Source organism: Pseudomonas sp. FA-1 (assembly GCF_056856075.1).
On sequence record NZ_JBWXTH010000003.1, the window covers coordinates 181475 to 207995 of the forward strand.

At 65.6% G+C, this 26521-nt stretch carries 24 protein-coding genes and 1 pseudogene; 15 read left to right on the top strand and 10 right to left on the bottom strand.

Going from position 1 to position 26521, the window contains the following annotated elements; all coding sequences use genetic code 11:
• The first annotated feature begins 7 nt into the window (after nt 1–7).
• The 6 genes from AC1MHZ_RS07720 (at nt 8) to AC1MHZ_RS07745 (ending at nt 8611) form a co-directional block, all read left to right on the top strand.
• Nucleotides 8–640 carry a hypothetical protein gene (locus AC1MHZ_RS07720; protein WP_324817040.1) on the top strand — a complete coding sequence of 211 codons (633 nt, stop codon included), beginning with the start codon at nt 8–10 and terminating at the stop codon, nt 638–640.
• Between the two features lie 851 nt (nt 641–1491).
• Nucleotides 1492–1974 (top strand): formate dehydrogenase subunit gamma, encoded by a 483-nt coding sequence (locus AC1MHZ_RS07725; RefSeq protein ID WP_084858113.1) that lies wholly within the window; start codon nt 1492–1494, stop codon nt 1972–1974.
• Nucleotides 1968–3527, top strand: a complete 1560-nt coding sequence (locus AC1MHZ_RS07730; protein ID WP_482966194.1) for a formate dehydrogenase beta subunit — start codon at nt 1968–1970, stop codon at nt 3525–3527. Before AC1MHZ_RS07725 ends, AC1MHZ_RS07730 begins: the two co-directional genes overlap by 7 nt.
• A complete protein-coding gene (fdhF, locus tag AC1MHZ_RS07735; protein ID WP_084858111.1) occupies nt 3524–6400 on the top strand; it encodes a formate dehydrogenase subunit alpha in 2877 nt (958 codons plus the stop codon). The genes AC1MHZ_RS07730 and fdhF overlap by 4 nt, the downstream gene beginning before the upstream one ends.
• Nucleotides 6397–6606, top strand: a complete 210-nt coding sequence (locus tag AC1MHZ_RS07740; protein WP_084858110.1) for a formate dehydrogenase subunit delta — start codon at nt 6397–6399, stop codon at nt 6604–6606. The genes fdhF and AC1MHZ_RS07740 overlap by 4 nt, the downstream gene beginning before the upstream one ends.
• A gap of 187 nt (nt 6607–6793) precedes the next feature.
• Complete coding sequence (locus AC1MHZ_RS07745) at nt 6794–8611, top strand: ABC transporter ATP-binding protein/permease (protein WP_482966195.1); 1818 nt, start codon at nt 6794–6796, stop codon at nt 8609–8611.
• Between the two features lie 5 nt (nt 8612–8616).
• On the opposite strand, the gene AC1MHZ_RS07750 is transcribed toward AC1MHZ_RS07745, so the two are convergent.
• From AC1MHZ_RS07750 to AC1MHZ_RS07760, 3 genes are all read right to left on the bottom strand, one after another.
• Nucleotides 8617–9834: an MFS transporter gene (locus AC1MHZ_RS07750; RefSeq protein ID WP_482966196.1), complete on the bottom strand. Its 1218-nt coding sequence runs from the start codon at nt 9832–9834 to the stop codon at nt 8617–8619.
• A 167-nt stretch (nt 9835–10001) separates the two neighbouring features.
• On the bottom strand, nt 10002–11285 hold the full coding sequence (locus tag AC1MHZ_RS07755) for an arsenic transporter (RefSeq protein WP_368829502.1): 1284 nt from the start codon (nt 11283–11285) through the stop codon (nt 10002–10004).
• Nucleotides 11286–11296: 11 nt separating this feature from the next.
• Nucleotides 11297–11440 carry a hypothetical protein gene (locus AC1MHZ_RS07760; protein ID WP_416767762.1) on the bottom strand — a complete coding sequence of 48 codons (144 nt, stop codon included), beginning with the start codon at nt 11438–11440 and terminating at the stop codon, nt 11297–11299.
• Nucleotides 11441–11701: 261 nt separating this feature from the next.
• Here AC1MHZ_RS07760 and AC1MHZ_RS07765 point away from each other — a divergent pair, with 261 nt between their 5' ends.
• The 5 genes from AC1MHZ_RS07765 to AC1MHZ_RS07785 all read left to right on the top strand — a co-directional run bounded on the left by AC1MHZ_RS07765 (nt 11702) and on the right by AC1MHZ_RS07785 (nt 16759).
• Nucleotides 11702–13942: a TonB-dependent siderophore receptor gene (locus AC1MHZ_RS07765; protein ID WP_482966197.1), complete on the top strand. Its 2241-nt coding sequence runs from the start codon at nt 11702–11704 to the stop codon at nt 13940–13942.
• A gap of 115 nt (nt 13943–14057) precedes the next feature.
• Complete coding sequence (locus AC1MHZ_RS07770) at nt 14058–14345, top strand: iron transporter (RefSeq protein ID WP_084858105.1); 288 nt, start codon at nt 14058–14060, stop codon at nt 14343–14345.
• Nucleotides 14342–15871: a PepSY-associated TM helix domain-containing protein gene (locus AC1MHZ_RS07775; RefSeq protein WP_482966198.1), complete on the top strand. Its 1530-nt coding sequence runs from the start codon at nt 14342–14344 to the stop codon at nt 15869–15871. Before AC1MHZ_RS07770 ends, AC1MHZ_RS07775 begins: the two co-directional genes overlap by 4 nt.
• Complete coding sequence (locus AC1MHZ_RS07780) at nt 15868–16194, top strand: DUF3325 domain-containing protein (RefSeq protein WP_084858103.1); 327 nt, start codon at nt 15868–15870, stop codon at nt 16192–16194. Before AC1MHZ_RS07775 ends, AC1MHZ_RS07780 begins: the two co-directional genes overlap by 4 nt.
• A 25-nt stretch (nt 16195–16219) precedes the next feature.
• Entirely contained in the window at nt 16220–16759 is a 540-nt protein-coding gene (locus AC1MHZ_RS07785) for a histidine phosphatase family protein (RefSeq protein WP_084858102.1), read from the top strand.
• 28 nt (nt 16760–16787) lie between these two features.
• Here AC1MHZ_RS07785 and AC1MHZ_RS07790 read toward each other — a convergent pair whose 3' ends face one another.
• On the bottom strand, nt 16788–17573 hold the full coding sequence (locus AC1MHZ_RS07790) for a sulfite exporter TauE/SafE family protein (protein ID WP_084858101.1): 786 nt from the start codon (nt 17571–17573) through the stop codon (nt 16788–16790).
• Nucleotides 17574–17731: 158 nt separating this feature from the next.
• Entirely contained in the window at nt 17732–18355 is a 624-nt protein-coding gene (locus AC1MHZ_RS07795; RefSeq protein WP_084858100.1) for a helix-turn-helix domain-containing protein, read from the bottom strand.
• A 114-nt stretch (nt 18356–18469) separates the two neighbouring features.
• Here AC1MHZ_RS07795 and AC1MHZ_RS07800 point away from each other — a divergent pair, with 114 nt between their 5' ends.
• From AC1MHZ_RS07800 to AC1MHZ_RS07810, 3 genes are all read left to right on the top strand, one after another.
• On the top strand, nt 18470–19606 hold the full coding sequence (locus AC1MHZ_RS07800; protein ID WP_482966199.1) for an NAD(P)/FAD-dependent oxidoreductase: 1137 nt from the start codon (nt 18470–18472) through the stop codon (nt 19604–19606).
• A gap of 12 nt (nt 19607–19618) precedes the next feature.
• Nucleotides 19619–19996 carry a RidA family protein gene (locus AC1MHZ_RS07805; RefSeq protein WP_084858098.1) on the top strand — a complete coding sequence of 126 codons (378 nt, stop codon included), beginning with the start codon at nt 19619–19621 and terminating at the stop codon, nt 19994–19996.
• 70 nt (nt 19997–20066) lie between these two features.
• Nucleotides 20067–21131: a YkvI family membrane protein gene (locus AC1MHZ_RS07810; protein ID WP_482966200.1), complete on the top strand. Its 1065-nt coding sequence runs from the start codon at nt 20067–20069 to the stop codon at nt 21129–21131.
• 64 nt (nt 21132–21195) lie between these two features.
• Here the strand turns inward: AC1MHZ_RS07810 and AC1MHZ_RS07815 are convergent, their stop codons facing one another.
• The 3 genes and pseudogenes from AC1MHZ_RS07815 to AC1MHZ_RS07825 form a co-directional block, all read right to left on the bottom strand.
• A complete protein-coding gene (locus tag AC1MHZ_RS07815; RefSeq protein WP_439958594.1) occupies nt 21196–21936 on the bottom strand; it encodes a methyl-accepting chemotaxis protein in 741 nt (246 codons plus the stop codon).
• Between the two features lie 114 nt (nt 21937–22050).
• Nucleotides 22051–23082, bottom strand: a pseudogene (locus AC1MHZ_RS07820) (HAMP domain-containing protein); the annotation flags it as partial.
• A 103-nt stretch (nt 23083–23185) separates the two neighbouring features.
• Nucleotides 23186–24070, bottom strand: coding sequence for a LysR family transcriptional regulator (locus tag AC1MHZ_RS07825; RefSeq protein ID WP_084859363.1), 885 nt, complete (start codon nt 24068–24070; stop codon nt 23186–23188).
• A gap of 99 nt (nt 24071–24169) precedes the next feature.
• Between AC1MHZ_RS07825 and AC1MHZ_RS07830 the strand changes: the two genes are divergently transcribed.
• Nucleotides 24170–24598 (top strand): PACE efflux transporter, encoded by a 429-nt coding sequence (locus tag AC1MHZ_RS07830; RefSeq protein ID WP_084859361.1) that lies wholly within the window; start codon nt 24170–24172, stop codon nt 24596–24598.
• A 47-nt stretch (nt 24599–24645) separates the two neighbouring features.
• Here the strand turns inward: AC1MHZ_RS07830 and AC1MHZ_RS07835 are convergent, their stop codons facing one another.
• Both AC1MHZ_RS07835 and AC1MHZ_RS07840 read right to left on the bottom strand, forming a co-directional pair.
• On the bottom strand, nt 24646–25686 hold the full coding sequence (locus AC1MHZ_RS07835) for a hypothetical protein (protein ID WP_084859359.1): 1041 nt from the start codon (nt 25684–25686) through the stop codon (nt 24646–24648).
• A gap of 131 nt (nt 25687–25817) precedes the next feature.
• Nucleotides 25818–26513 (bottom strand): GntR family transcriptional regulator, encoded by a 696-nt coding sequence (locus AC1MHZ_RS07840; protein WP_084859358.1) that lies wholly within the window; start codon nt 26511–26513, stop codon nt 25818–25820.
• Between the last annotated feature and the right edge of the window lie 8 nt (nt 26514–26521).

A 26521-nucleotide genomic window follows, 5' to 3' on the forward strand; every position in this document is an offset into this window, starting at 1 on the left:
CCAGATCATGAAGATCCTTTTCGAAGGCGACACCGGCACGGCGCTCTGCGAGCGTTGCCAGGCGGTGGTCCAGACCCGTTACCTGCGCCGCGACGTGCCGTTCAGCGATGGCCAGGGGCAGGCCAGGGATATTCTGGTGGGCGTCTGCACTGGCTGCGACACGGTGGTGGCCATTCCGCCGCAGTCCACGCCGGCGATACGCGAGGCGCGCAAGCAGCAGCTCAAGTCCATCGAAGCGCGGTTGCCCGCGGTTTACCTGGATGTCCTGGATGCGGCCATGCATGTCGTGAGCGGCGATGCCGGTGCCCATTTGCGCAAGTTGTTCCTCGGGCATTACTTCCAGATGCTGGCCCAGGGTTGCCAGGGAGAGGGCCTGCAGCCGGCCCATGAGGCGTTCGTATGTGAGTTGGCGGAGCAGTTGCAGGGGCGCGGGCTGGCGTCTTCCGGTTCGACCCGGCGGTTGTCGATGAAGGTCAACCCGCATGTGGCCGAGGATTTTCTGGCGTTGCAGCAGCAGAGCCACATGAGCCAGACGGATGTGCTCAAGGCGGTGATCGCGCGGATCCAGGCGGATGTACTGCAAGGGCAGGACCCTGGGGTGATTCGCACCCTGCGGGGACTGGTGCGGCTTGCGGGCTGATGAATTGGGCGTCGGCTATTTGGGTCAAGCCCGCTCCCAGGGGCAGCGCTAGCCACTCGTTCCCCACGGCAGTCCAGCCTGGACGGCTAGGTCATCGTCCACAGGATTCATAACAGCAGTATGCTCCTGTCATTGCTCTTGCTCTTGCTCTTGCTCTTGCTCTTGCTCTTGCTCTTGCTACGCGATAGCCCAGGCGCCGCCAATCGCGACGTCAGGAGGCCGAGTGGAAGCCTTGCGCAGGTGGGTGCCAGGCATGGATGCCTGGCAAGCGGCGCAGGGCCATGGATGGCCCTTCGCCGCGCCCCACCGGAGCAAGGCTGGAGCGAGGGAACCCCGGAGCGAAGCGCAGGGGCCGGATGCAGGAGCCAGCGTTTTTTGGTTACTTTTTGTCGCGTCTGACAAAAAGTGACCCGCCGTAAGGGCGGAAAGGTGATTGTGCGTCGCCATCGCAAATGGACTGTTCGCCTACTCCAATACCAACACCTCCCAAAAAAGCAGAAGCATCGCCGACGTTGGAATCACCCATTCGCCATGGCGGCGAAAAGTCATGCGAATGGGTCGGCTGTTCTGGCCTGATCGCGGGGCAAGCCCGCTCCTACAGCGCCAGGCAAAAACCCTTCCGGCACCCCGCGTCGGTTTCAGGATGAGCCCTGTCGCTTGGGTGCAAATCTCCAGCGCCAGTACTGCCATGCTTTAAGGATGCCTAGGGAACCAGTGCGCGCAGACGCATGGCCATGGGCACGGAGGGCGTCCGTAACCATGCAACCGTGACATGGGCGGTGCGCCGCAGCAGAAGACACCGGCGGCCTGCCCAGGGAGGCAGGTCGGTCCGTGATGCCGAGGTCCGCTGTATGCCTGATGAGACGCTTCACCTGCCATTGATCCAGACCGTGCTGGAACGCTTCAAGGACACCCCCGGTGCCTTGCTGCCGATCCTCCACGCCATCCAGGAAGGCGCGGGCTATGTGCCCGACGGCGCCGTTCCCGACATCGCCCATGCTCTGAACCTCAGCCAGGCCGAGGTACGCGGGGTGATCAGTTTCTATCACGATTTCCATACCACGCCGCCGGCACGCCACACCCTGCGCCTGTGCCGGGCCGAGTCCTGTCAGAGCCGTGGCGCCGAGGCGTTGGCCGCGCAACTGCGCGAACAGCTGGCGCTGGACGACCATGGCACCAGCGCCGACGGCGCGATCAGCTTGCGGCCGGTGTACTGCCTGGGCGCCTGCGCCTGCTCGCCAGCCCTGGAGCTCGACGGCCAGCTGCATGCCCGCATCACCCCTGAACGCTTGCGTTCCCTGGTCAATGGTTGCCTGGAGGACGAAGCATGCTGAAGCTGTTCATTTCCTGCGATTCGATCGCCCGCGCCGTCGGTGCCGACCAGGTCGCCGAGGCCTTGGCCCGCGAGGCCGAACGCCGGCAGTTGCCGCTGGACATCCAGCGCACCAGTTCCCGTGGCCTGTACTGGCTGGAGCCGTTGGTCGAGGTGGAGCAGGCCGATGGCCGCCACGGCTTCGGCCCGGTCGCCGTCGAGGACGTGCCTGGCCTGCTGGATGCGCTGGCCGGTGAGCCTGCCAAGCATGCGTTGGCCCTGGGGCCGGTTGAAGAAATCCCGTACCTGAAGACCCAGCAGCGGCTGCTGTTCGCCCGTGCCGGCATCACCCGGCCGCTGTCGCTGGACGACTACCGCGCCCACGGTGGCTTCGAGGGCCTGGCCCGGGCCGTTGCGCTCGATGGCGCCGAGGTGGTCGCCGCCGTGCTGGATTCCGGGCTGCGTGGCCGTGGCGGCGCGGCGTTCCCGGCCGGTATCAAGTGGCGCACCGTGCGTGACGCCCGTGCAGAGCAGAAGTACGTGGTGTGCAACGCCGACGAAGGCGACTCCGGTACCTTCGCCGACCGCATGCTGATGGAAGGCGACCCCTTCCTGCTGATCGAAGGCATGGCCATCGCCGGTCTCGCCGTGGGCGCGACCATGGGCTACATCTACGTGCGCTCCGAATACCCGGATGCGATCCGCGTGCTCAACCAGGCATTCGACATCGCCCGTGCGGCGGGCTTCCTGGGCAATGACGTCGCCGGCAGCGGCAAGGCCTTCGACCTGGAAGTGCGGGTCGGGGCCGGTGCCTATATCTGCGGCGAGGAAACCGCGCTGCTGGAGTCCATCGAAGGCAAGCGTGGCATCGTCCGCGCCAAGCCGCCGCTGCCCGCGCTCGAGGGCCTGTTCGGCCTGCCGACGCTGGTGCACAACGTGCTCACCCTGGCGTCGGTGCCGGTGATCATGGCCAAGGGCTCGGCGTTCTACCGCGACTTCGGCATGGGCCGCTCACTGGGCACCATGCCGTTCCAGCTGGCGGGCAACATTCGCCAGGGCGGCCTGGTGGAACGTGCCTTCGGCCTGACCCTGCGCGAGCTGGTGGAAGGCTACGGCGGTGGTACCGCCAGCGGTCGGCCGTTGAAGGCGGCGCAGGTGGGCGGCCCGTTGGGCGCCTGGGTGCCGCCCAGTGCCTTCGACACGCCGATGGACTACGAGGCCTTCGCCGCCATCGGCGCGATGCTCGGCCACGGTGGCGTGGTCGTCGCCGACGACACCCTGAACATGGCCAGCATGGCCCGCTTCGCCATGCAGTTCTGCGCCGAGGAATCCTGCGGCAAGTGCACGCCCTGCCGGATCGGCTCGACCCGTGGCATGGAAGTGGTGGACCGGCTGATCGCCGCCACCGATGTCACCGAGCGCCAGAACCAGGCCCTGCTGCTGCATGACCTGTGCGACACCATGCAGTACGGCTCGCTGTGCGCCATGGGCGGGATGACCTCCTACCCGGTGGCCAGCGCCCTCAAGTACTTCCCCGCCGACTTCGGTCTGACCACCACGGAGGTCGCCCAGTGATCAATTTCTTCGACCCCGCCAGCGACATCGACCTGGGTACACCGGCCCGCGAAAGCGACGTGCAGGTCAACCTGGTCATCGATGGCCGTGAAATCAGCGTGCCTGCCGGCACTTCGGTGATGCGTGCCGCGGCGCTGCTGGGCACCACCATTCCCAAGCTCTGCGCCACCGACAGCCTGGAGGCCTTCGGCTCCTGCCGTATGTGTGTGGTGGAAATCGAGGGCATGCGCGGTTACCCGGCATCCTGCACCACGCCGGTCACCGAGGGCATGGTGGTCCGTACCCAGACCTCACGCCTGGCCGACCTGCGCCGTAACGTGATGGAGCTGTACATTTCCGACCACCCGCTGGACTGCCTGACCTGCTCGGCCAACGGCAACTGCGAGCTGCAGACCGTCGCCGGCCAGGTGGGCCTGCGCGAAGTGCGCTACGGCTACGACGGCGACAACCACCTGGACGAGCAGAAGGACGTCTCCAACCCGTACTTCGACTACGAGCCGAGCAAGTGCATCGTCTGCAACCGCTGCGTACGCGCCTGCGAGGAAATCCAGGGCACCTTCGCGCTGACCATCACCGGCCGTGGCTTCGAGTCGCGTGTGGCGGCAGCGGGCGGTGACAACTTCCTGGAGTCCGAATGCGTCTCCTGTGGCGCCTGCGTGCAGGCCTGCCCGACCGCGACCTTGAGCGAGAAGAGCCTGATCCAGCTCGGCCAGCCCGAGCGTGCCGTGATTACTACCTGCGCCTATTGCGGCGTGGGCTGTTCGTTCCGCGCCGAGATGAAGGGCGACCAGCTGGTGCGCATGGTCCCGGACAAGAACGGCGGCGCCAACCACGGCCACGCCTGCGTCAAGGGCCGCTTCGCCTGGGGCTACGCCACTCACCCGGATCGCGTCACCAAGCCGATGATCCGCAAGCACATCAACGACCCGTGGCAGGAGGTCAGCTGGGACGAAGCGGTCAACTATGCCGCCAGCGAGTTCCGCCGCATCCAGCTCAAGTACGGGCGTGACTCCATCGGTGGCATCACCTCCAGCCGTTGCACCAACGAAGAAGCCTACCTGGTGCAGAAGCTGGTACGCGCTGCCTTTGGCAACAACAACGTCGATACCTGCGCGCGCGTCTGTCACTCGCCGACCGGCTATGGCCTGAAGCAGACCCTGGGCGAGTCCGCCGGTACCCAGAGCTTCGATTCGGTGATGCAGGCCGACGTGGTGCTGGTGATCGGTGCCAACCCCACCGACGCCCACCCGGTGTTCGGCTCCCAGCTCAAGCGCCGCCTGCGCCAGGGCGCGCGGCTGATCGTCATCGACCCGCGACGCATCGACCTGGTGGATTCGCCTCACGCTCGCGCCGAACTGCACCTGCAGCTGCGTCCGGGCACCAACGTGGCCATGCTCAACGCCCTGGCCCACGTGATCGTCACCGAAGGCCTGGTCGACCAGCCGTTCGTCGATGCCCGCTGCGAGGCGGCAGACTTCGCCCGTTGGCGCGACTTCGTCAGCCTGCCGGAAAACGCACCTGAAGTGCTGGGCCCGGTCTGCGGCGTGCCTGCCGAACAGATCCGCGAAGCGGCTCGCCTGTACGCCACCGGCGGCAACGCGGCGATCTACTACGGCCTGGGCGTCACCGAGCACAGCCAGGGCAGTACCGCGGTGATGGGCATCGCCAACCTGGCCATGGCCACCGGCAACGTCGGCCGCGAAGGCGTGGGCGTGAACCCGCTGCGTGGGCAGAACAACGTCCAGGGTTCCTGCGACATGGGCTCCTTCCCCCACGAGCTGCCGGGCTACCGCCACATCTCCAACGAGACCGTGCGCAGCGAGTTCGAACAGGCCTGGGGCGTGACCCTGCAGCCTGACCCGGGCCTGCGGATCCCCAACATGTTCGAGGCAGCCCTGGACGGCAGCTTCAAGGCCCTCTACTGCCAGGGCGAGGATATCGCCCAGAGCGACCCCAACACCCAGCACGTCACCGCCGCCCTGATGGCCATGGAATGCGTGGTGGTGCAGGACATCTTCCTCAACGAGACGGCCAAGTTCGCCCACGTGTTCCTGCCGGGCAGCTCGTTCCTAGAGAAGGACGGTACCTTCACCAACGCCGAGCGCCGCATTTCGCGGGTCCGCAAGGTCATGGAGCCGCTGGCCGGCAAGGGCGACTGGGAAGCCACCGTGGCCCTGGCCAATGCGCTGGGCTACAAGATGGACTACCGTCACCCCTCGGAAATCATGGACGAGATCGCGCGACTGACCCCGACCTTCCACCGGGTCAGCTACGCCGAGATCGACCGCCACGGCAGCCTGCAATGGCCGTGCAACGACGAGGCGCCGGACGGCACGCCGACCATGCACATCGACCAGTTCGTGCGGGGCAAGGGCCGCTTCATGCTGACCGGCTACGTGCCGACCGACGAGAAGGTCAACAACCGCTTCCCGCTGTTGCTGACCACCGGGCGTATCCTCAGCCAGTACAACGTCGGCGCTCAGACCCGTCGCACCGAGAACGTCGCCTGGCACGCCCAGGACCGCCTGGAGATCCACCCGACCGACGCCGAGAGCCGTGGCATCAGCGATGGCGACTGGGTCGGTGTGGGCAGCCGGGCAGGGCAGACGGTGCTGCGCGCGAAGGTCAGCAATCGGGTGGCGCCGGGCGTGGTTTACACCACGTTCCACTTCCCCGAGTCCGGGGCCAACGTGATCACCACCGACAACTCCGACTGGGCCACCAACTGCCCTGAGTACAAAGTCACGGCGGTGGAAGTGGTGCGGGTGTTCCAGCCGTCCGAATGGCAGAAGCGCTACCAGGCCTTCAGCGATGAACAGCAGCGGCTGCTCAAGGAACGCCGCCAAGCCGAGAAAGCCGAGGTGCGCCGATGAGCAGTGGTCATGAAAGCCTGGTCAAGATGGCCAACCAGATCGCCCAGTACTTCGTCAGCGAGCCCGACCGGGCGCTGGCGGTGGAGGGGGTGAGGCAGCATATCCAGAGCTTCTGGACGCCGGCCATGCGTCGGCAGCTGGGGGAGTGGTCGCAGGCCAACCCGCAGGCCGAGCTGCATCCGCTGGTGCGCGAGGCGCTGGCCTAGCGCGGGGCGGCCCAATCGCCGGCAAGCCGGCTCCCACCGGGGACTGTGCAAGGCGGCCATCCTGTGGGAGCCGGCTTGCCGGCGATTGGGCCTGGCCGCAAAAGATGAAAAGTCCGTCATATATGCCTGACGAATCCGGGGGCAATGCTACGCTCGCCAGACAACCCGCATTCGTATGGAAGTCACCATGGACATGAACTGGCACCAGGCCCTGCAGGAGAGCCTGAGCTGGCTCGCAATCGCCTCTCTCTTCACCCTGGCCGGCTTTGCCGCCGCTGGCGCCCTGGCGGTGCGTTTCACCCGTTGGGGGCGGCAGTTCTGGCAGCTCGCCGGCGCCTATTTCAACTTCAGACGCAGCTGGCGCCCCTTGCTGGTGTTCGCGCTGTTGCTGGTGCTGACGCTGTTTTCAGTGCGCCTGAACGTGCTGTTCTCGTTCTGGTACAACGGTTTCTACAGCGCCCTGCAAGCCCTCGATCAGACGGCGTTCTGGTACCTGCTGGGCGTATTCGCCGTATTAGCCACCATCCATGTGTTGCGCTCGCTGTTCACCTACTACGTGACCCAGGCCTTCAGCATCCGCTGGCGCGTGTGGCTGACCGAACGCCTGACCGCTGACTGGATGCAGGGCGATGCCTACTACCGCGGGCGTTTTCTCGCTGAGCCGGTGGACAACCCCGACCAGCGTATCGAACTGGACGTCAACGCCTTCGTCACCGGTTCCGTGTCCCTGGCCCTGGGGGCGGTCAGCGCGCTGGTTTCCCTGGTGGCCTTCACCGCCATTTTGTGGGGGCTCTCCGCACCGTTGACGCTGGCGGGCATGGAGATTCCCCGGGCGATGGTGTTTGCCGTATACCTCTATGTCATCGTCGCGACTTGGATCGCCTTCCGCCTCGGGCGCCCGTTGATCCGCCTGAACTTCCTCAACGAAAAACTCACCGCCAACTTCCGTTATGCCCTGATGCGCCTGCGCGAGAATGCCGAGAACATCGCCTTCTACCAAGGGGCCCAGGTGGAGCGGGGCACGCTGTTGGGGCGCTTCGGCGCGTTGATCGTCAACGTCTGGGCGCTGGTCTACCGGAGCCTGAAGTTCAACGGTTTCAACCTGGGGATCAGCCAGGTCGCGGTGGTGTTCCCGTTCATCCTGCAGGCGCCACGCTTCTTCAGCGGCGCGATCAAGCTCGGTGACGTCATGCAGACGTCCCAGGCGTTCGGCCAGGTGCAGGATTCGCTGTCGTTCTTCCGTGAGTCCTATGACACCTTCGCCCAGTACCGCGCCACCCTGGACCGTCTGACCGGCTTCATCGACGCCAACCAGCAGGCCGGCGCGTTGCCGCGGGTGATCACCGAAGACCAGGCCCAGGCGCTGGATATCCGTGGCCTGCAGGTACTGCGCCCCGATGGCCACCCGTTGATCGCCGACCTCGAACTGCGCCTGCAGGCCGGCCAGGCCCTATTGATCAAGGGGCCCTCCGGCAGTGGCAAGACCACATTGTTGCGAGCGCTGGCAGGCCTGTGGCCTTATGCCGAGGGGCAGGTCGCGCGGCCGCTGGGCAACCGTGCGCTGTTCCTCTCCCAGCGCCCGTACCTGCCCCTGGGCGACCTGCGCACCGCTATCGCCTACCCGGCGGCCGGTGCTGCCGAGGACGACCCACGCATGCGGCAGGCCTTGCGCCAGGTCAACCTGGCCCACCTGGCCGAGCGCCTGGATGTCAGTTGCGACTGGTCGCACATCCTGTCGGTCGGTGAGCAACAGCGCCTGGCCTTCGCCCGGCTGTTGTTCAACCGGCCGCAGGTGGTGTTCCTCGACGAGTCCACCTCGGCCATGGATGAAGGGCTCGAACATGCGCTCTATTCACTGCTGCGCAACGAAATGCCCGACACCTTGCTGGTGAGCGTCGGCCACCGCAGCACACTGGCCGCGTTCCACACCCACAGGCTGGAAGTCGATGGTCAGGGCGGCTGGTCGTTGTTCGAGCAGCAAGCGGCCGAGGGCACGCTGGCCTAGTTCTGTCAGCGGTCGATGGCGCCGCGCAACAGGGCCACCCCGGCGAGGGTGGCCGCGGCGAAGAGGGCGCCCAGCAGGAACGTGGCCTGGTAGCCGGCGGCATCCCAGAGCAGGCCGGCCACCACGCTGGCGACCAGCAGCGCCACCCCGGACAGCAGGTTGAACATGCCGAACGCGGTGCCGCGCAAATCTGCCGGTGCGCTGTCGGCGATCAGCGCGCTGAAGATACCCTGGGTAAAGCCCATGTGCAGGCCCCAAAACACCACGCCCAACCCCAGGCCCAGCCAACCCGGTGCCCATGCCAGGGCCAGGTCGGCGGCCATCAGCAGCCCCAGGCCGATCATCAGCATCGCCCGGCGCCCGACCCGGTCCGACAAGGCACCGGCGGGGTAGGCCGAGAGTGAATAGGCCAGCGACATCAGCACCAGCACAGCGGGCGCCCACAAGGCCGGCAGGCCCATGGCCTGGCCTCGCAGCAGCAGGAAGGCTTCACTGAAGCGTGCCAGGGTGAACACTGTCGCCAGGATGATCAGCCGCCAGTAGCGCCCGCCCAGGCGGGCCAGTTCCTTGACCGCCAGGGGGGCGCGCACCGGGGCCGGCCTGCTGGAAGCCTCGGGTTCGCCAACGAAGGCGATGAGCACGAACAAGGCCAGGAAGGCTGGCAGCACGGCTATCCAGAACACCGCCTGGAAATGGCTGGCCGTCAGCCACATCAACAGGATCGCCAGCAACGGCCCGAGAAAGGCGCCCACGGTATCCAGCGCCTGGCGCAGGCCAAAGGCCGCACCCCGCAGCCCGGGCGGGGTGATATCGGCGATCAGCGCGTCCCGCGGTGCCCCGCGGATGCCCTTGCCGATCCGGTCGACGAAGCGCGCTCCGACCAGCCACTCCAACCCCGACGCCAGGGGGAACACCGGCTTGGTCAGCGCCGCCAGGCCATAGCCCAGCACCGTGAGCAGCTTGCGCTTGCCCAGCCGGTCGCTCAGCGCGCCGGAAAACACTTTGCTGATCGATGCCGTCGCCTCGGCCACCCCCTCGATGAAACCGACCGCCACCACTGAGGTACCCAATACCGTGACCATGTAGAGCGGCAGCAGCGCGTGGATCATCTCCGAGGAAATGTCCATGAACATCGACACGAACCCGAGGGCCCAGACGCTACGGGGGATGGCCTGGAGCGTCTGGCGAGAGGGCGAGGAAGAGGCGTGGCCAGCATTTCTCATCGGGGGCCTCGCAAACTTGATGTCCGGCGACGTAATGCTCTTCACTTTAGGACATGAACATGTCGCAGTGCCGACTCGCAGGTTCACGTCGAGCTTGCCGATCTACTCAGTCGAAGGCAGCTGTTGGCGGTACACATGAACAGGACTCGCATGGTGACGCGCCAGGGTCAGAGGCTCAGGCGAAGGGCCAGGGCACAGAGGGTGACGAGCAGCACGGGCAAGGTCAGCAGGATGCCGACTTTGAAGTAGTAGCCCCAGGTGATACGCACGCCCTTGCGCGCCAGCACGTGCAGCCACAGCAAGGTGGCCAGGCTGCCGATCGGCGTGATCTTCGGGCCCAGGTCGCAGCCGATGACATTGGCGTACACCATCGCCTCGCGCACCACGCCCTGTGCTTCGCTGGCGTGGATGGACAAGGCGCCGATCAGCACGCTGGGCATGTTGTTCATCACCGAGGACAGTAACGCCGAAATCAATCCTGTGCCCAGTGTCGCGGCCCACAGGCCCTGGGCGGCCAGGCGGTCGAGCAGGGCGGTGAGCGAATCGGTCAGCCCGGCGTTGCGCAGGCCGTAGACCACCAGGTACATGCCCAGGGAAAACACCACGATCTGCCAGGGCGCTTCGCGCAAGACGCGGCGGGTGGCGATCACATGGCCACGGGCGGCAACGGCGAACAGTACCGCTGCGCAGGCGGCAGCCACGGCGCTGACGGGGATGCCCAAAGGCTCGAGGATGAACAGGCCTGCCAGCAATGCCACCAGCACCAGCCAGCCAACGCGGAAGGTGGCTCGGTCACGGATGGCCATGGCCGGGCTCTTCAGATCATGCGCTTCATAGCGCAGCGGAATGTCACGGCGAAAATACAGGTAGAGGACGATCAAGGTGGCCGCAACGGCGGCCAGGTTGACCGGCAGCATCACCGCTGCGTACTGGTTGAAGCCCAGCCCGAAATAATCGGCCGAGACGATGTTCACCAGGTTCGACACCACCAAGGGCAGGCTCGCGGTGTCGGCAATGAAACCAGCGGCCATCACGAACGCCAGGGTGGCCGCAGGAGAAAAGCGCAGTGCCAGCAGCATCGACATGACGATCGGTGTGAGGATCAAGGCCGCGCCGTCGTTGGCGAACAGTGCCGAGACCGCCGCCCCGAGCAGCACGATGAAGGCGAACAGACGTCGCCCATCACCCCGCGCCCAACGGGCCACGTGCAGGGCTGCCCATTCGAAGAAACCTGCCTCGTCCAGCAACAGGCTGACGATGATGATGGCGATGAAGGTGGCGGTGGCATTCCAGATGATCGCCCACACCGTGGGGATGTCGTGCAGTGACACTGCGCCGACGAGCAAGGCGAGCAGGGCACCCAGGCTGGCGCTCCAGCCTACGCCCAGGCCGCGGGGTTGCCAGATGACCAGGACCAGGGTGAACAGGAAGACAGCGGCGGCAGGCAGCATCGGTCGGCTCCTCAGCGGCAGGCGGCGCGCGTGGGGCGGCCATTCATGGTTTGCGGGCGGGCGACGCACAGTTCGCCGTTTTCGAGGATGAGCAACAGGGCACGCGGCCGGGTTTCATCGGTCAGGCATTTGAAAAGGTCGGTGAGGGTGAACATAGGAAGGTCCTGACAAGTGGCGATGTGAATATACGTAAATTCATATATATGGCAAATCGAATGTTTCGGTGGCAACGGCTTCGCCCTCGATCGCGGGACACGTTGCTCCGCCGCTCTCACACGTTCCCCGCCGATCTGTAAATTTCGTAAATAAGATTTAAACCCATTTGAGAATCATTATATTCACGATCCCTGTCAGCCCCCGTAATCGTGTGGGGGCCGGGTTATGCCTTTTGCCCATGAACCGCAGGAGATCTGTCGATGCAACCCAGAACCTCATCCAACAACCTGGCCCTGGCCTTCGTCGCCCTGACGTCGCCGGCCATGGTGGCGACTGCGGCCCAGCCCGAGCAGGCGCAGGCCAGCGAGGTGCTGGAGGTGCCGGTCGACGGCAACGCGCTGGTGATCCAGGACACCCTGGTTACCGCCGAGCGTGAAGCCCGCCAGGCCCTGGGTACATCGATCATCACCGAGGAGGACATCAAGCGTCACCCGCCGGCCAATGACCTGTCCGAACTCATCCGCCGCGAACCTGGGGTCAACCTGACCGGCAACAGCGCCAGCGGCGCGCGAGGCAACAACCGCCAGATCGACCTGCGCGGCATGGGCCCGGAGAACACGCTCATTCTCATCGACGGCAAGCCGTCGAGCGCGCGCAACTCGGTACGCTACGGCTGGAACGGCGACCGCGATACCCGCGGCGAGACCAACTGGGTCCCGGCCGAGGCGGTCGAGCGTATCGAGATCCTGCGCGGCCCGGCTGCGGCGCGCTACGGCTCCGGCGCCATGGGTGGGGTGGTGAACATCATCACCAAGCGGCCTACCGACGAACTCAAGGGCAGCGTCAGCCTGTTCACCCAGTTGCCCGAGGACAGCGCCGAGGGGGCCAGCCGGCGGGCCAACTTCAACCTCAGCGGTGGCCTGACCGAGAACCTGGGCTTTCGCCTCTACGGCGGCCTGGCCAAGACCGATGCCGACGACCTGGACATCAACGCCGGGCATGCCAACAGCGCCCTGGTGGCCGGTCGCGAGGGCGTGCGCAACAAGGACATCAACGGCCTGTTGAGCTGGAAGCTCAACGATGAGCATCGCCTGGAACTCAACGCCGGCTACAGCCGACAGGGCAACATCTTTGCCGGCGATACCATGAACAGCAATGGTGGCGGCGACCCGGAATTCGTCGCCGACCTGTATGGCCATGAAACCAACGTCATGCAGCGCAGCACCTACGACCTGACCCACCTGGGCGACTTCACCTGGGGCACCAGCAAGACCGTGCTGGCCTACGAATACGTGCGCAACTGGCGGTTGAACGAAGGCCTGGCCGGGCGCACCGAAGGCGCGCCGAACGACGAGGGGGCCGCCATGTCGCGCCTGCGCAACACGCGCCTGAACAGCGAAGTGAACCTGCCGTTCGCCCTGGGCAGCACCGAGCATGTGCTGACCCTGGGCGGCGAATACCTCTACGAGTCGCTCAACGACCAAGGCTCGTTCCGCCCGCAAAGCTCCGACCCCACCGGTGGCGGTGACGACACGATCATCGGCTTCGACCGCAGCGACACCAAGATGACCGCGCGCAGCTACGCGCTGTTCGTCGAGGACAACATCGTCGTGGGCGATACCACCATCACCCCGGGCCTGCGCTTCGACCACCACGAGACCTTCGGCGACAACTTCAGCCCGAGCCTGAACCTGTCGCACAAGATCACCGATGCCCTGAGCGTCAAGGGCGGCATCGCCCGTGCCTACAAGACGCCCAACCTGTACCAGTCCAACCCCAGCTACCTGCTCTACAGCCGTGGCAACGGTTGCAGTGTGCAGCAGACCAACAACGGCGGCTGCTACCTGCAGGGTAACGCCGACCTCAAGCCGGAGATCAGCGTCAACAAGGAAATCGGCCTGCTGTACGACCGTGGCACCTGGCGTACCAGCGCGACCTACTTCCGCAACGACTACAAGAACAAGATCATCGGGGGTACCGATGTGGTCTACGACATCAATGGCGGGCGCCGGGTGACCCAGTGGGAGAACGCCGGCAAGGCGCGGGTCGAAGGCATCGAAGGCAACTTCTTCATGGCGCTGACCCCGACCCTGGACTGGAACACCAACCTGACCTGGATGCTCGACAACGACAACCGCGATACCGGCGAGCCACTGTCGGTGATCCCCGAATACACCGTCAACACCACCCTCGACTGGCGTGCCACCGACAAGCTGTCGTTCCAGGTGGCCGGGACCTATTTCGGCAAGCAGAAGTCGCCGACCTACAACTACCGCACCCAGCAGGACTACGACAAAGCCGCCCAGCAGGACGTGGAGGCGTATGGCCTGGTGGATGTGAGCGCTGGCTATAAGTTCAACGCCAACTATGACGTGCGGGTAGGGGTGAACAACCTCTTCGACAAGCAGATCCTGCGTGGCGGCAACGCCAGCAGCTCGGGGGCCAACACCTACAACCAGCCGGGGCGTGCGGTGTTCGCGGCATTGAATATTTCGTTCTGATGTGCAAAGGGGCCGCGGTGCGGCCCGATCGCGGGGCAAGCCCGCTCCTACAGGGATTGTGCAATACCTGTGGGGGGCGGGCTGCGCAGCAGTCCCCGTACCCAAGGAGCCCACGATGAGCATCCTCCCCACCAGCCTGGCCATCCTATCGCGCAGCGCCGCCGCATTGTTCGGCGGCTATGCCTTCACCTACGCCTTCACCGCCTGCCTGGCCCGTCTGTTGCCACTGGCCCCGGCCGACGCAGTGACCGTCGCCACGCTGCCCGCTTTCGTCTGCTATACCGCCGCCATTCTCTGGGCGTTCGCCAGCCGTGATCCCCTGCGTGCCTGGTTGCCCCTGGCCATCGCCGTACCGCTGGCCGTGGCCGGCTTCTGGCCCCAGGCAATGAGGTGGCTGGCATGAAGAACAGCTTCACCCAATCGATGGCCTGGTTGCACACCTGGGCCGGGTTGATCTTCGGCTGGTTGCTGTTCGCCATCTTCGTCACCGGTACCCTGGCGGTGTTCGACAAGGAGCTCAGCCATTGGATGCAGCCGGAGATCCCGGCCGTGCAAGTGTCCCAGGCCGACGCCGCCCACCGTGCCATCGCCTACCTGCAGGCCCATGAGCCCACTGCCGGCAACTGGGGCATCAGCCTGCCTACCGAGCGTTCGCCGGGGCTGCGGGTTTCCACCGGCGACCGTCGCCATGGCGTCGGCGTGCAACTGGACCCGCAAACCGGCGAGCCGATCCAGGTGCGTGACAGCGTCGGTGGCAATTTCTTCTTCCGCTTCCATTTCACCCTGGACCTGCCGCGCAACTGGGGCATTTTCGTGGTCGGCGCCCTGGCCTTGGTGATGCTGGCGGCGCTGGTCACCGGTATCGTGATCCACAAGAAGATCTTCAAGGAGTTCTTCACCTTCCGCCCGGCCAAGGGGCAGCGCTCCTGGCTGGACTTTCACAACGCAAGCGCGGTGCTGTTGCTGCCGTTCCACCTGATGATTACCTATACCGGTCTGGTGATCTTCATGCTCATCTACATCCCGGCCGGGGTCGACGCACTGTTCGACGGCGACACCCGGGCGTATTTCCAGGCCCAAGGCAACGCGCGGCTGGAGCAGCCGCGCTCGTTGGCCCGGCAGCCTGGCGTACTGGTCGACGTGGCGCCTTTGCTGGCCGAAGCCCAGGCCCGCTTGGGGCCCATCGGTGGCGTGAACATCCGTAACCCCAACACGGCTGCGGCGCGCATCGAGGTCCGCCCTGAGCTTGGCAACCGCATCGCCTTGACCAAGGGGCACACCATGGTCTTCGACGGCGTCACCGGCGAGCTGCTCTTCGACGTACCCGAGCTGCGCCCGGCATCGCTGACCCAGCGAGTGATGGCGGGCCTGCATTTTGCGCAGTTTGGGGGCTACCCCATGCGTTGGTTGTATTTCCTCTGCGGGCTGGTGAGCTGCGCGATGATCGCCAGCGGCCTGGTGCTGTTCTGCGTCAAGCGCGGGCGCAAATACGCGAGTGCGACCGCCCAGGTGTGGCCGCAGCGTTGGTACCGGCTGGCTGCGGTGTGCAACGTCGGGTTCATCAGTGGCCTGGTGCTCGCCTGCGCCGGCCTGCTGTGGGCCAGCCGGTTGCTGCCGATGGAGTTGGCGCACCGCGAAGCCTGGGAGGTGCGGGTGTTCTTCGGCAGTTGGTTGCTGGCACTGTTGCACGCCGGCGTGCGACCCGTCAGGCGCGCCTGGGTCGAGCAATTGGGGCTGGCTTCGTTGCTGTGCGCCGGGCTTGGTGTACTGGGTGCGGTCTGTGGAGCAGGCGGCAACCTGCGGCTGGGCGTCGAAGCCACCGGCCTTGCGCTGGGCCTGGGGCTGGCAGTGGCGGCCTGGCGGGTGGCCTGCGCCGATGGGGCGCCAGCGAAGCGCCGTACCGCACGGCGCGTGGAGGTCGGGGGATGACGATGATGATGGTGGGTGGTTTGTTGTGGGCCTATGCAGGAATGGTTGGCCTGTGCCAAGGATTGGAGCGGCACTACAAGCAGGTCTGGGGCAGGGCTGGCCCGTCGTTGCTGCGCCGGGCTCTGCGCGGTGGCGGCTGGGCAGCGCTGGCCGTGAGCCTGCTGCTGTGTGCCGAAGCCTGGGGGTGGGCCATGGGGCCGGTGGCCTGGTTCGGGATGATCTCGCTGGCGGCGGTGGTGCTGGTGCTGCTGCTGCCGTACTGGCCGCGGCTGGCAATCGGGTTGGTGGGGTTGCTGCCGCTCTGGACGGTGTCGATACTCTGAGCACCGCTCAACGACGAGACCACCTGTGAAAGCCATTCGCCTGACCCTCATCTGCCACGCCTTGACCCAGAGCCAAAAGGTCGGACGCTTCCATGGTATCGACGAGGCCATCCTGCCCGTAGGCCAATGGCCTGCCGCAGCCGAGCCGGGTATCCGCGTCCTGAGCGCGCCTGAACCACGGGCGCGCCAGACGGCCCTTGGCCTGGGGGCAAAAGCGGATATCGAACCGGCCCTGGCGGATGGCGACCTGGGCGCCTGGCAAGGGCTGGCGCTCAAGCAGGTGCAGGCCGAGGCCCCTGAGGCGCTGGGGCAATGGCTCGAGGACCCGCACAGCGCCCCCCATGGCGGCGAGTCCATCGCCCAGCTCTGCCAGCGGGTTGTGACCTGGCTGGAAGCATTCGACAGGCCGGGGGAGACGTGGGCGGTGACCCATCCGCAGGTGATACGGGCGGCGTTGGTTCATGTGCTGGAGAGCCCGTTGGCGGGGTTTCAGCGTATCGATGTGCCGCCTTTGTCGCGGCTGCATTTGAGCCGGGCGGGGCAGTGGCGGTTGCGGTTGGCCTGAGCGACCCGGCGCGCGCAGCGCTCCCGGCTCAGAACGCCAGCTTGTAGCCGATCAGCAACAGCATCGTCGCCAGGCAAGGGCGCAGCACGCGGTCGGAGATGCGCCCGGTGAGGTGGCTGCCCAGGTAGATCCCAGGCAGCGAGCCGAGCAGCAGGTAGCCCAGCAACGACCAGTCCATGTTCCCCATGCCGGCATGGCCCAGGCCTGCCACCAGGGTCAGGGGCACGGCATGGGCGATCTCGGTGCCCACCAGGCGACGGGTGACCAGGAACGGGTAGAGCAGGAACAGCGCCACGGTGCCCAGGGCGCCGGCGCCGATGGAGGTCAGGGTGACCATGACACCGAGCATTACACCGGTGAGCACCGTGAGGATGTTCAGGGTGCGGTCGCTGAGATGATAGTGGTCGCCCGCGTGGCGGTTGGCAAACGCCTGCAGGCGGGATTTGAACAAGATCGCCAGGGCGGTGAGGATCAGCACCACGGCCAGGCCCTGTTTGATCACCGCATTGAGCGCCGAGGTATCGGTGTGCAGGGTGCTGAGGAACCACAAGGTCGATGCCGCCGCGGGCACGCTGCCCAGGCTCAGCAGGCCGGTGATCTTCCAGTCGACGTTCTTGTTGCGCCCGTGCACCCAGACGCCACTGGCCTTGGTGATGGCGGCATAGAGCAGGTCGGTGCCCACGGCGGTGGCGGGGTTGATGCCGAACCAGAGCAGGATGGGGGTCATGAGCGAGCCGCCGCCCACGCCGGTCATGCCGACGATGAACCCAACAACCAGCCCCGCGATGGTGAAACCGAAAGAACCTACATCCATACGCTACTCGACGCCCAACTTGCCCGTGATCGGATGGCTGCCAGCATAAAGGTTTTTTTATAACCGAATAGACTTGTTCGTTATTAGGTTATAACCGGATGCTTTCTGTCTTCGTCTGAATGGATAAGGTGATGAAGCGGTGGGGGGCGCAGCGGCCCTCAACGATCAGTCATCACTACCATGACGTGGGCATCCCCGCCATCTTCACTTTCGGACAGGTAGATGTGCCCCACTTGGCTGTCGAAATAGGCGGTTTCCTGCGGCCCGATGCTGACCGCCTCGCCGGTCTCGAACAGGATCCGTACGCGCCCGCTCAATACCAGGGCGAACTCCTGACCGGGATGGCGGATGAAGTCGTCGAACTGGCCGCGTTCGCGGGCGATGATGCGAGCATAGGCGGGCGTCATGCAGCGCTCGGGAAAGGCGCCGGCGAGCGGGTGGTAGTCGTAGGTGCCGGTGGAATAGCCGGCCGAATCAGGCAGTGAATCGACCACCACCGTGACCGGCACGGGCGCTGTCACCGGCCCGCTGGCGCGAAACAGCAGGGCAATGTCCACGTTCAAGGCGCGCGCGGCGGCGGCCAGTTTTTCATAGCTCACCGAAACCTGGGCCAGCTCCATCTTCGACAAGGTCGACACCGGCACGCCGCTGAGACCGGACAGCTCCTTGAGCGTCATCTGCCGGGCCTTGCGCACCTGGCGCAGGCGCGCGCCGACCTCGGCTCGGTCGAGCAGGGGCCGGGTACCGGGTTGGGCATTGGCGCGGGTGCGGTCGTCGGGCATCGGCTCTCTCTTGGGCTACGTTTGGTCGGGCATCTTACCTTGGACACTTGCGCGAGCTGAAATTCTCATATATTAGAATTCTCATAAATGATAATTGGCGCGACAGGAGCGTGCATGGCTCAGATCTACGACACCCTGATCATCGGCGCCGGCATCGCCGGTGCTTCCCTGGGCTACCGCCTGGCCGGGCAGCGCCAGGTGTTGATGCTCGAACGCGAGGCCCAGCCTGGCTACCACTCGACCGGGCGTTCGGCGGCCATGTTCATGGAGGCCTATGGCACACCGCAGATTCAGGCACTGACCCGCGCCAGCCGTGCCTTCTACGAGCAGCCGCCGGCAGACTTCTGCGAGCATCCGCTGCTGGAGCCGCGGGGCTGCCTGTATGTCGCCAACACCGAGCAGCGCGACATGCTCGAGGCCACCTATGCGCAGAACCTGGCCAATGGTACCGACGTGCGCCTGCTCGACCGTGACGCCGCCCTGGCCTTGGTGCCCAGCCTGCGCAGCGAGGCCTTGTGCGGTGCAGTGCACGAGCAGGGGGCGATGGACCTGGACGTGCATGCCCTGCACCAAGGCTTCTTGCGCGGCTACCGCGCCGCCGGCGGCGAGCTGCGCTGCAACACAGAACTCATCCAGGCTTATTACCTGGACGACCTGTGGCAGGTGTCCCTCGCCGATGGCAGCCATGTACAGGCACGGCAGCTGGTCAATGCAGCAGGCGCCTGGGCCGACCAGGTGGCCGAGCAATGCGGTGTGGCCAAGATCGGCCTGCAGCCGTGCCGACGCAGTGCGTTCACCTTCCCGGGCCCGGCGGAGGAAGATTTCAGCCGCTGGCCCGCGATCATCGGCGTGGATGAAAGCTTCTATTTCAAACCCGATGCCGGCCAGTTGCTCGGCTCTCCGGCCAATGCTGACCCGGTCGAGCCCCAGGATGCCGCACCCGAGGAGCTGGATGTGGCCCTGGGCATCTACAACATCGAAGCCATGACCACCTTGCAGATTCGTCGTCCGAGCCACAGCTGGGCCGGGCTGCGCTCGTTCGTCGCCGATGGCGACCTGGTCATTGGGTTCGACCCGGGCACGCCAACGTTCTTCTGGCTGGCGGCCCAGGGTGGCTACGGCATCCAGTCCGCCGCCGGGGCATCGCGCCTGGCCGCGGACCTGCTGCTTGGCCAGCCGCTGTGCCCGAGCCTGACGGCACAGGGCGTGTCCCCTGAACAATTGTCCCCAGCACGTTTGCTGCAACCTTGAGAGGTATCACCCATGAGCAATGACATCCAGCGTTTCCCCAGCAGCCTGCCGTTCCCGTTCTCCCGGGCGGTGAAGGCGGGCGGCTTCCTGTTCCTGTCCGGCCAAGTGCCGATGAATGCATCCGGCGAAGTGGTACGCGGTGACATCCAGGCGCAAACCCGGGCGGCCTGCGAGCGCATCGGCGAAAGCCTGGCGGCGTGCGGTGCGCGTTTCGACCAGGTGGTGAAGGTCACGGTCTGGCTGTCCGACATGGCCCATTTCGCCGGTTTCAACGAGGTCTACAAGGCATTCTTCGGTGAGGCGTTGCCGGTGCGTTCGACGGTGGCCTCGGCACTGGCTCTGGATGTGGACGTGGAAATCGAGGTGCAGGCGTTCGTTGGGCACGACTGACGCGAAATCGCCGCCCCCACACGGTGAGGGCGGTGGGGTGGCTTAAAACAACAATAATCCAGAGGTGCACATGAAAGAGCAGCTGAAGATCGCCGGGGCTTTCGTCGGCGTGATCGTGGGGGCGGGCTTCGCGTCCGGGCGGGAGTTGTTGCTGTTCTTCGTCGATTTCGGTGTCTGGGGCCTGGTCGGTGCCCTGGTCAGCGCCGCGCTGTTCACCTTCCTGGGCATGGCCCTGGCGGGCTTGGGCAATCGCCAGCACGCCACGTCGCACAAGGACGTGATCCAGGCCATCTGCGGCCGTCACCTGGGGCTGTTCTTCGACTGGTTGATCACCTTCTTCATGTTCGCTGTCACCGTGGTCATGCTCGCTGGCGGCGGTGCGTTGCTGGAGCAGCAGTTCGGTGTGCCGGCGCTGGCCGGTAGTGTGCTGGTGACCATGATGGTGGTGGCTATCGTATGCCTGGATGTGCAGAAGGTGATCGTCGCCATCGGTGCCGTCACGCCGATATTGATCCTGGTGGCCTCGGCCATCGCGCTGTATGCCGTGGCGAGCCGCGGGCAGAGCTTCGCCGAACTGGACCAGCTGGCCAGCCAGCAGGAGGCCGGTACTCGCCACTGGCTGCTCGGCGCGTTCCTGTATGTGTCGTACAACATCGTGGCCGGTGCGCCGATCCTGGCCATTCTTGGCGGTTCGGCCAAGGGCGAGAGAACGGCGGTGTGGGGCGGCCTGATCGGTGGCGCGGCGCTGGGTGGGCTGATGCTGGTGATGAGCGCGGGGCTGTTGTCGCGGTTGGACAGCGTGGCCGAGCTGCCCATGCCGATGCTGTCGATCGCCAATGAAGTGTCGCCGCTGCTGGGCGTGGTGATGTGCCTGATCATCTTCGGGATGATCATCAATACGGCGGTGGGGACGCTGTTTTCCTTCCTGTCGCGCTTGCTGCCGGCGGGGACCCGGCAGTTCCGCTGGGGGTCGGTGGTGACCGGTGTGGTGGCGTTCGTCTGCAGTCTGGTTGGGTTCATCAGCCTGGTGGGGGAGGTGTACCCGTTCTTCGGTTACCTGGGCTTCGTGCTGATGGCGGCGGTATTGCTGGGGTGGCTGCGGCGGGGCAAGGTACGGAACGTGGCAGTGGCCTGAGCGAGGGGGCTGCCTTGCAGCCCAATCGCTTGTAGGAGCGGGCTTGCCCCGCGATCGGGTCACCTCAGATCCTGAAGCTGCCCACCAGCTGCTTCAAGCGCCCCGCCTGCTGGCTCAAGGCATCGCAATGACGCAGGGTTTCGTTGAGGTTCTCCACCCCTTGCTGGTTGAGGCTGTTGATCTGGGTGATGTCCAGGTTCAGGCTCTCGACCACCGCGCTCTGCTCCTCGGTGGCGGTGGCCACCGACTGGTTCATGCCGTCGATCTCGCCGATGCGCTGGGTCACGCTGGCCAGCCGCTCGCCGGCCTGGTTGGCCACTTGCACGGTCTGCTCGCTGGACACCTGGCTTTCGTTCATGGTGTACACCGCCTCGCGCGAGCCCACCTGCAGGCCGGTGATCATGCGGTGGATCTCCTCGGCCGACTCCTGGGTGCGATGGGCCAGGTTGCGCACCTCGTCGGCCACCACCGCGAACCCACGCCCGGCCTCGCCGGCACGGGCCGCCTCGATGGCGGCGTTGAGCGCCAGCAGGTTGGTCTGCTGGGAGATGCCCTTGATCACGTCGAGGATCTTGCCGATCTCGTCGGTGCTGGCGTTGAGCGCCTCGATCTGCTCGCACGACTCGCTGATCTTCTGCGACAGCGCGGTCATGGCGTTGATCGCATCGTCCACCACCTGGCGGCCGTCGTTGGCCTGCTCGCTGGCGCCGCTGGCGTGCTGCGAGGCGTCGGCGGCGTTGCGGGCGATCTCCTGGGTGGCGGCGCCCAGCTGGTTGATCGCCGCGGCGACGCTGTTGGTGCGCATGCTCTGCTCCTCGGAGCCGATGATCGAGGCGTTGGAGGCGTGGACCACCTTCTCCGACAGGTCATGCACCAGGCGGGTGGCCGAGGACACCTCGCTGATCGAGGCGTGAATACGCTCGACGAAGCGGTTGAACGAGGTGGCCAGTTCGCCGAACTCGTCCTTGTGCTGCACCGCCAGGCGGCGGGTCAGGTCGCCTTCGCCTTCGGCGATGTCCTGCATGGCGCGGCCCATGGTGGTCAGCGGGCGCATCAGCACCGGGATCAGCAGGCCCAGCAGGCCGGCGATGGCGGCCACGGCGATGAGCATGGCGATGATCGCCGAGGTGCGGAACTGGCTCAGGCCCGCGTAGGCCTTGTCCTTGTCGATGGACAGGCCGATGTACCACTGGGCCGAGGGCAGGCCCTGCACGGGGGCGAAGGAAATGATGCGGTCCTGGCCGTTCAAGGTGACGTCCTGCATGCCTGGCTCGACCTTCAAGGCGGCATCGGGGTAGATGTCCTTGAGGTTCTTCATCACCTGGTCCTGGTCAGGGCTGACGATCACCTGGCCGTTGCGGTCGGCGAGGAAGGCATGGCCGATGCCGCCGAAGTCTACGGCATTGATGATGTCCACCAGGGTATTGAGGCTCAGGTCGCCGCCGACCACGCCGAGCAGTTCGCCGTTGGCCTTGGCCTTGACCGGGATGGCGATGGTCACCACCAGGCCGCCCACCGACGCCTGGTAGGGTGGGGTCAGCAAGGTCTTGTCGGCCGTTACGGCGGCGGTGTACCAGGGCCGCTGGCGTGGGTCGTAGCCGTCGGGCATCTTGGCGTCCGGTCGCTGGGTGAACACGCCGTTGTTCTGGCCGAAATAGGTGAACTGGAAGTTGTTGGTGTACGACGGCTGGTCGACCAGCCCAGGCAGGGTCTCACCGGCACCTTGCTGGGCGATGTCCTGGGCCAGGTTCTCGAGCACCAGGATGCGCCCGCTCATCCAGTTCTGCACGCTGCCGGCGGTCTGCGCCCCTGCCTGGCGTACGGAGGATTCGATGTTCTGGCGCGTGGTGGTGCGCTGCAGGTAGTCGTTGTAGAGGGTGAACAAGGCGAATGCCAGGACAACGACGCCGCAGGCACTGAGCAGGATCTTGTGGCGGAATTTCAGGTTCATGTTTCGAGACCTTGGGCCGGTGAGGGGAGGACGCCGCGCGCTCGTGACACGCAGGGCGAGACCTGTCACCACATTATCGGCCGGGCCTTTGAAATATTAAGAACTAGGCGTGGTGGGCTGCCAGCAGATCCACCAAGGTCCGGGCCGCCAGGTGCAGGGGCTGCTGCTTGAGCCAGAAGGCATGCACGGGCAGCTCCAGGGCGTTCTGGGTGTTGCGAAAGTCCAGGCGCACTAGGCGACCGGCGGCGATCAGCGGCGCCACTCGGGACAAGGGAAAGTTGCCCCAGCCCAGGCCGGCTTCAACCATCTGCAAGGCCAGGTCCAGGCTGTTGCTGCACCAATGGGTCGCAGCCACCAGTGGACGCGGGTCGGACAGCGGCAGGTCGATGCTGCGGACCAGAACCTGGCGCACATTGAACAGGTCCTCCAGGTAGTGAATGCGCCCGCTCCCCAATGCCGGATGGTGCGGTGAAAGAGTGGCTACCAGCGACTCTATGGCGATGTGCTGGAAGCTGCGCCGAGGGTCCACATGCAAACCCGCGAAGGCCAGGCACAGGCTGGCCCGACCGCTGTCGAGCAATTGCAGGGCTTCTTCCTGGGGGGCGCTGAGCAGTTCGATATCCAGCAGTGGGTGGCGTTCGCCAAGCACGGCAATGGCGGCGAGCAGTGGGGTCTGGTCGATATCCGGCACCACGGCGATGGCCAGGCGGCTTTCCAGGCCTTGGGACAGTTCCAGCGCATGCACCTGCAGCAGGCCCAGCTGCTCGGCGATCAACCGGGCATGGGGCTCCAGGGCGCGGGCCTGGGCGGTCGGGCGCGCCTCGCGTGGGCCGCGCTCGAACAGCGGGTAGCCCAGCTCTGCCTCGAGGTTGGCGATGGCCATGCTCACTGCCGAAGGGACACGCCGCAACGCCCGGGCAGCCGCGGAAAACGAGCCGCGGTCAAGCACGGCGAGAAACAGCTGGATATTGTCGCTGGAAAAATTCATGAGCGGCCTCCTTTCAGTAAATCTGAAAGCTGCCGACTTTTTCTGTCAAGAAGATTGATTCATTCTGGCCACCTTCGTGAAACATCCAGAGATAAAGCTGTGCAAGGATTCAAACGTAAACTGGTCTACGTGACCTTCTATGAACTGATCGGCCTGTGCATGTCGACCCTGGGCTTGGCCTACCTGTCCGATACCCAAGCCTCCCATACCGGGCCGCTGGCGGTGATGATCACCACCATCGCCATGCTCTGGAACCTGATCTACAACAGCCTGTTCGAATGGTGGGAAAGCCGCCAGGCCAAGCGTGGCCGCAGTGTGGCTCGGCGCATCGGGCATGCCATCGGCTTCCAGCTGACATTGGTGGTGTACCTGATCCCACTGATCGCCTGGTGGCTGGACATGACTCTGGTGGAAGCGTTCCTGGTGGACCTGGCGTTCATCATCCTGGTGCCGTGCTACACCTTCGTCTACAACTGGGCGTTCGACCGGATCTTTGGGTTGCCGACATCGGCGCTGGCAACTGCCTGAAGGGCTGGCGCAGTACCTGTGGGAGCGGGCTTGGCCCCGCGATGGCGTCAAGGCGGCAAGCGAATCAACAGCGGCTCCTGCAGCTGCTCCCCGGGCTTTGGCTGGCTGCCCAGCAGGCTGTCCTCGACCTGCCCTGACAGGTAGTAGACACCGGACATTGCGCCGCTCTGGCGGTTCTCCATCAGGTCCCGCCATTCTTCGTTCAGCGCCACGTTGAGGATCACCCGCAGTTGCTCGACCATCTGTGGGTGTTCCTGATCATGGGTGACCATGCCATACCCTGCCACCGCGACTGAAATCAGCGTACCGGCCGCCTTGCCCACCGCTGCGGCGACAGCACTGGCGATGCCGCGTGGCGCCAGGGTGGCACCGAGTTTTTCACTGGCCCGGTTGGCCACCGACGATAGCCCGGCCTGGGTCTGCCCAGGGGCTTTGGCGGCCTGCTGGTGCAGGTGCTGGCGCAAGGCCTGCCAGGCCGGTTGCTGGTCGAGGGACTTGGCCCTGAGCAGTTGATAGAGCGTGGCGTCCCGTGCCGCTGGCGGGCCAAGGGCGATGATCCTGATGCGGTTGAGGCGCTGGCTGACCTGGTCGGGTGGGGCGTTGTAGCGCTGGATGATAGCAGGCAGCTGCTGGCCGAACAGTTGCAGGTACAGCTCGCTGGCGCGGTCACGGATGCCCTCGGGGTTGATCTGCTCGGCCACAGGTTCGATCACCCGCTGGTGATACTGTTCTTGCAGGTACAGCGCCAGGCGCCGTTCGGGCGGCTCGGCGCCATCGCCGCTGTTCATCTTGTACCAGGCCACCTTGAGCGTCAGCCATTGCTGGGTCCAGTAGCCGGTGAACCATGGGATGAAGTCGCTTTCAGTGCGCTGTTGCACCTGGTCCTTCCATACCCGCATAGAACGTCGGGCGTAGTCGTTGGCCGAGCCGGTGGCGGCTACCGATGCCTCGATCAGGTCCTGGTCGATGCGCTGCCAGATGGCTGGGGTGAGTACCGCCGGTGGCGGCGGGGCAGGCGGGCGCTTGCCGGCGCACCCGGCCAGGGCCAGCAAGAGGCAGAGCAGCAGAAGCAGGATGCGCCGGTTCACGCGGCTGGCCTTCCTGGGTAGGGAGGAGATGGTTATCCGAGTATAGGCATGATGTTCGCGATGCTGTGCGAGCGGGTTTACCCGCGAATCACGTCACGCGGTGCTCTCGGGTAAACCCGTTCCACAGTGCCTTATGCGCCTGTGCCTTGATCCAGGTCCAGCTTGGCTTCCAGATGATCCAGATGGTCATGCATCAGTGCCAGCGCCGCGTTCACGTCACCCTTTTCCACGGCATCGATGATCGCCGCGTGCTCCTGCCAGGCGCAGTGGTCGCAGCAGGGCGATTCGTAGCGGGCGATGATGAGCGAGGTCATCGGCACCAGGCCGTTGAGGAAGCGGGCCAGGGGCGCGTTGGCGGCCATCTGCGCGAGCTTGAGGTGGAACTCGCCACCCAGGCGGATCGCCGTGCAGCGCTCGCCACGCTCATGGTGAAGGCGCTCGCGCTCGACCAATTGGCGCAATTGGCGGATTTGCGCCGGGCGCGCGCGTTGGGTGGCCAGGCTGATCAGCGTGGTCTCGGCCAGGCGGCGGGCACTGAGCACCTGGCGCGCCTGTTGTGGGTCCGGGGTGGCCAGGTGTGCAGTGTGGCTGGGCCTTTGCACCACCACCTGCTGGTCGGACAGGCGCCCAAGGACCCGGCGGATCACCGTGCGGCTGACGCCGAAGGCATTGCCCAGGGCCTGCTCGGGCAGGGCGCTGCCCGGGGGCAGTCGTTGTTCGAGAATGGCATCGAACAGGCGTGGGTAGATCTGCTCGGCCGAAAGGCGGGTCTCGCCGTTGGCGAGCAGGGCTGGCAGGCGAGGGGAGGCGTGGGCACAGGCGGTCATGGTCGCGC

What these genes read in the sequence shown, in the direction of transcription:
- AC1MHZ_RS07825 (WP_084859363.1), bottom strand. Translation starts at nt 24,070, where the DNA reads ATGAATTTTTCCAGCGACAATATCCAGCTGTTTCTCGCCGTGCTTGAC.
- AC1MHZ_RS07800 (WP_482966199.1), top strand. Translation starts at nt 18,470, where the DNA reads ATGGCTCAGATCTACGACACCCTGATCATCGGCGCCGGCATCGCCGGT.
- AC1MHZ_RS07815 (WP_439958594.1), bottom strand. Translation starts at nt 21,936, where the DNA reads ATGCGCACCAACAGCGTCGCCGCGGCGATCAACCAGCTGGGCGCCGCC.
- AC1MHZ_RS07725 (WP_084858113.1), top strand. Translation starts at nt 1,492, where the DNA reads ATGCCTGATGAGACGCTTCACCTGCCATTGATCCAGACCGTGCTGGAA.
- AC1MHZ_RS07760 (WP_416767762.1), bottom strand. Translation starts at nt 11,440, where the DNA reads ATGTTCACCCTCACCGACCTTTTCAAATGCCTGACCGATGAAACCCGG.
- AC1MHZ_RS07770 (WP_084858105.1), top strand. Translation starts at nt 14,058, where the DNA reads ATGAGCATCCTCCCCACCAGCCTGGCCATCCTATCGCGCAGCGCCGCC.
- AC1MHZ_RS07755 (WP_368829502.1), bottom strand. Translation starts at nt 11,285, where the DNA reads ATGCTGCCTGCCGCCGCTGTCTTCCTGTTCACCCTGGTCCTGGTCATC.
- AC1MHZ_RS07775 (WP_482966198.1), top strand. Translation starts at nt 14,342, where the DNA reads ATGAAGAACAGCTTCACCCAATCGATGGCCTGGTTGCACACCTGGGCC.
- AC1MHZ_RS07780 (WP_084858103.1), top strand. Translation starts at nt 15,868, where the DNA reads ATGACGATGATGATGGTGGGTGGTTTGTTGTGGGCCTATGCAGGAATG.
- AC1MHZ_RS07790 (WP_084858101.1), bottom strand. Translation starts at nt 17,573, where the DNA reads ATGGATGTAGGTTCTTTCGGTTTCACCATCGCGGGGCTGGTTGTTGGG.
- AC1MHZ_RS07840 (WP_084859358.1), bottom strand. Translation starts at nt 26,513, where the DNA reads ATGACCGCCTGTGCCCACGCCTCCCCTCGCCTGCCAGCCCTGCTCGCC.
- AC1MHZ_RS07795 (WP_084858100.1), bottom strand. Translation starts at nt 18,355, where the DNA reads ATGCCCGACGACCGCACCCGCGCCAATGCCCAACCCGGTACCCGGCCC.
- AC1MHZ_RS07730 (WP_482966194.1), top strand. Translation starts at nt 1,968, where the DNA reads ATGCTGAAGCTGTTCATTTCCTGCGATTCGATCGCCCGCGCCGTCGGT.
- AC1MHZ_RS07805 (WP_084858098.1), top strand. Translation starts at nt 19,619, where the DNA reads ATGAGCAATGACATCCAGCGTTTCCCCAGCAGCCTGCCGTTCCCGTTC.
- AC1MHZ_RS07745 (WP_482966195.1), top strand. Translation starts at nt 6,794, where the DNA reads ATGGACATGAACTGGCACCAGGCCCTGCAGGAGAGCCTGAGCTGGCTC.
- AC1MHZ_RS07810 (WP_482966200.1), top strand. Translation starts at nt 20,067, where the DNA reads ATGAAAGAGCAGCTGAAGATCGCCGGGGCTTTCGTCGGCGTGATCGTG.
- AC1MHZ_RS07750 (WP_482966196.1), bottom strand. Translation starts at nt 9,834, where the DNA reads ATGAGAAATGCTGGCCACGCCTCTTCCTCGCCCTCTCGCCAGACGCTC.
- AC1MHZ_RS07720 (WP_324817040.1), top strand. Translation starts at nt 8, where the DNA reads ATGAAGATCCTTTTCGAAGGCGACACCGGCACGGCGCTCTGCGAGCGT.
- AC1MHZ_RS07740 (WP_084858110.1), top strand. Translation starts at nt 6,397, where the DNA reads ATGAGCAGTGGTCATGAAAGCCTGGTCAAGATGGCCAACCAGATCGCC.
- AC1MHZ_RS07765 (WP_482966197.1), top strand. Translation starts at nt 11,702, where the DNA reads ATGCAACCCAGAACCTCATCCAACAACCTGGCCCTGGCCTTCGTCGCC.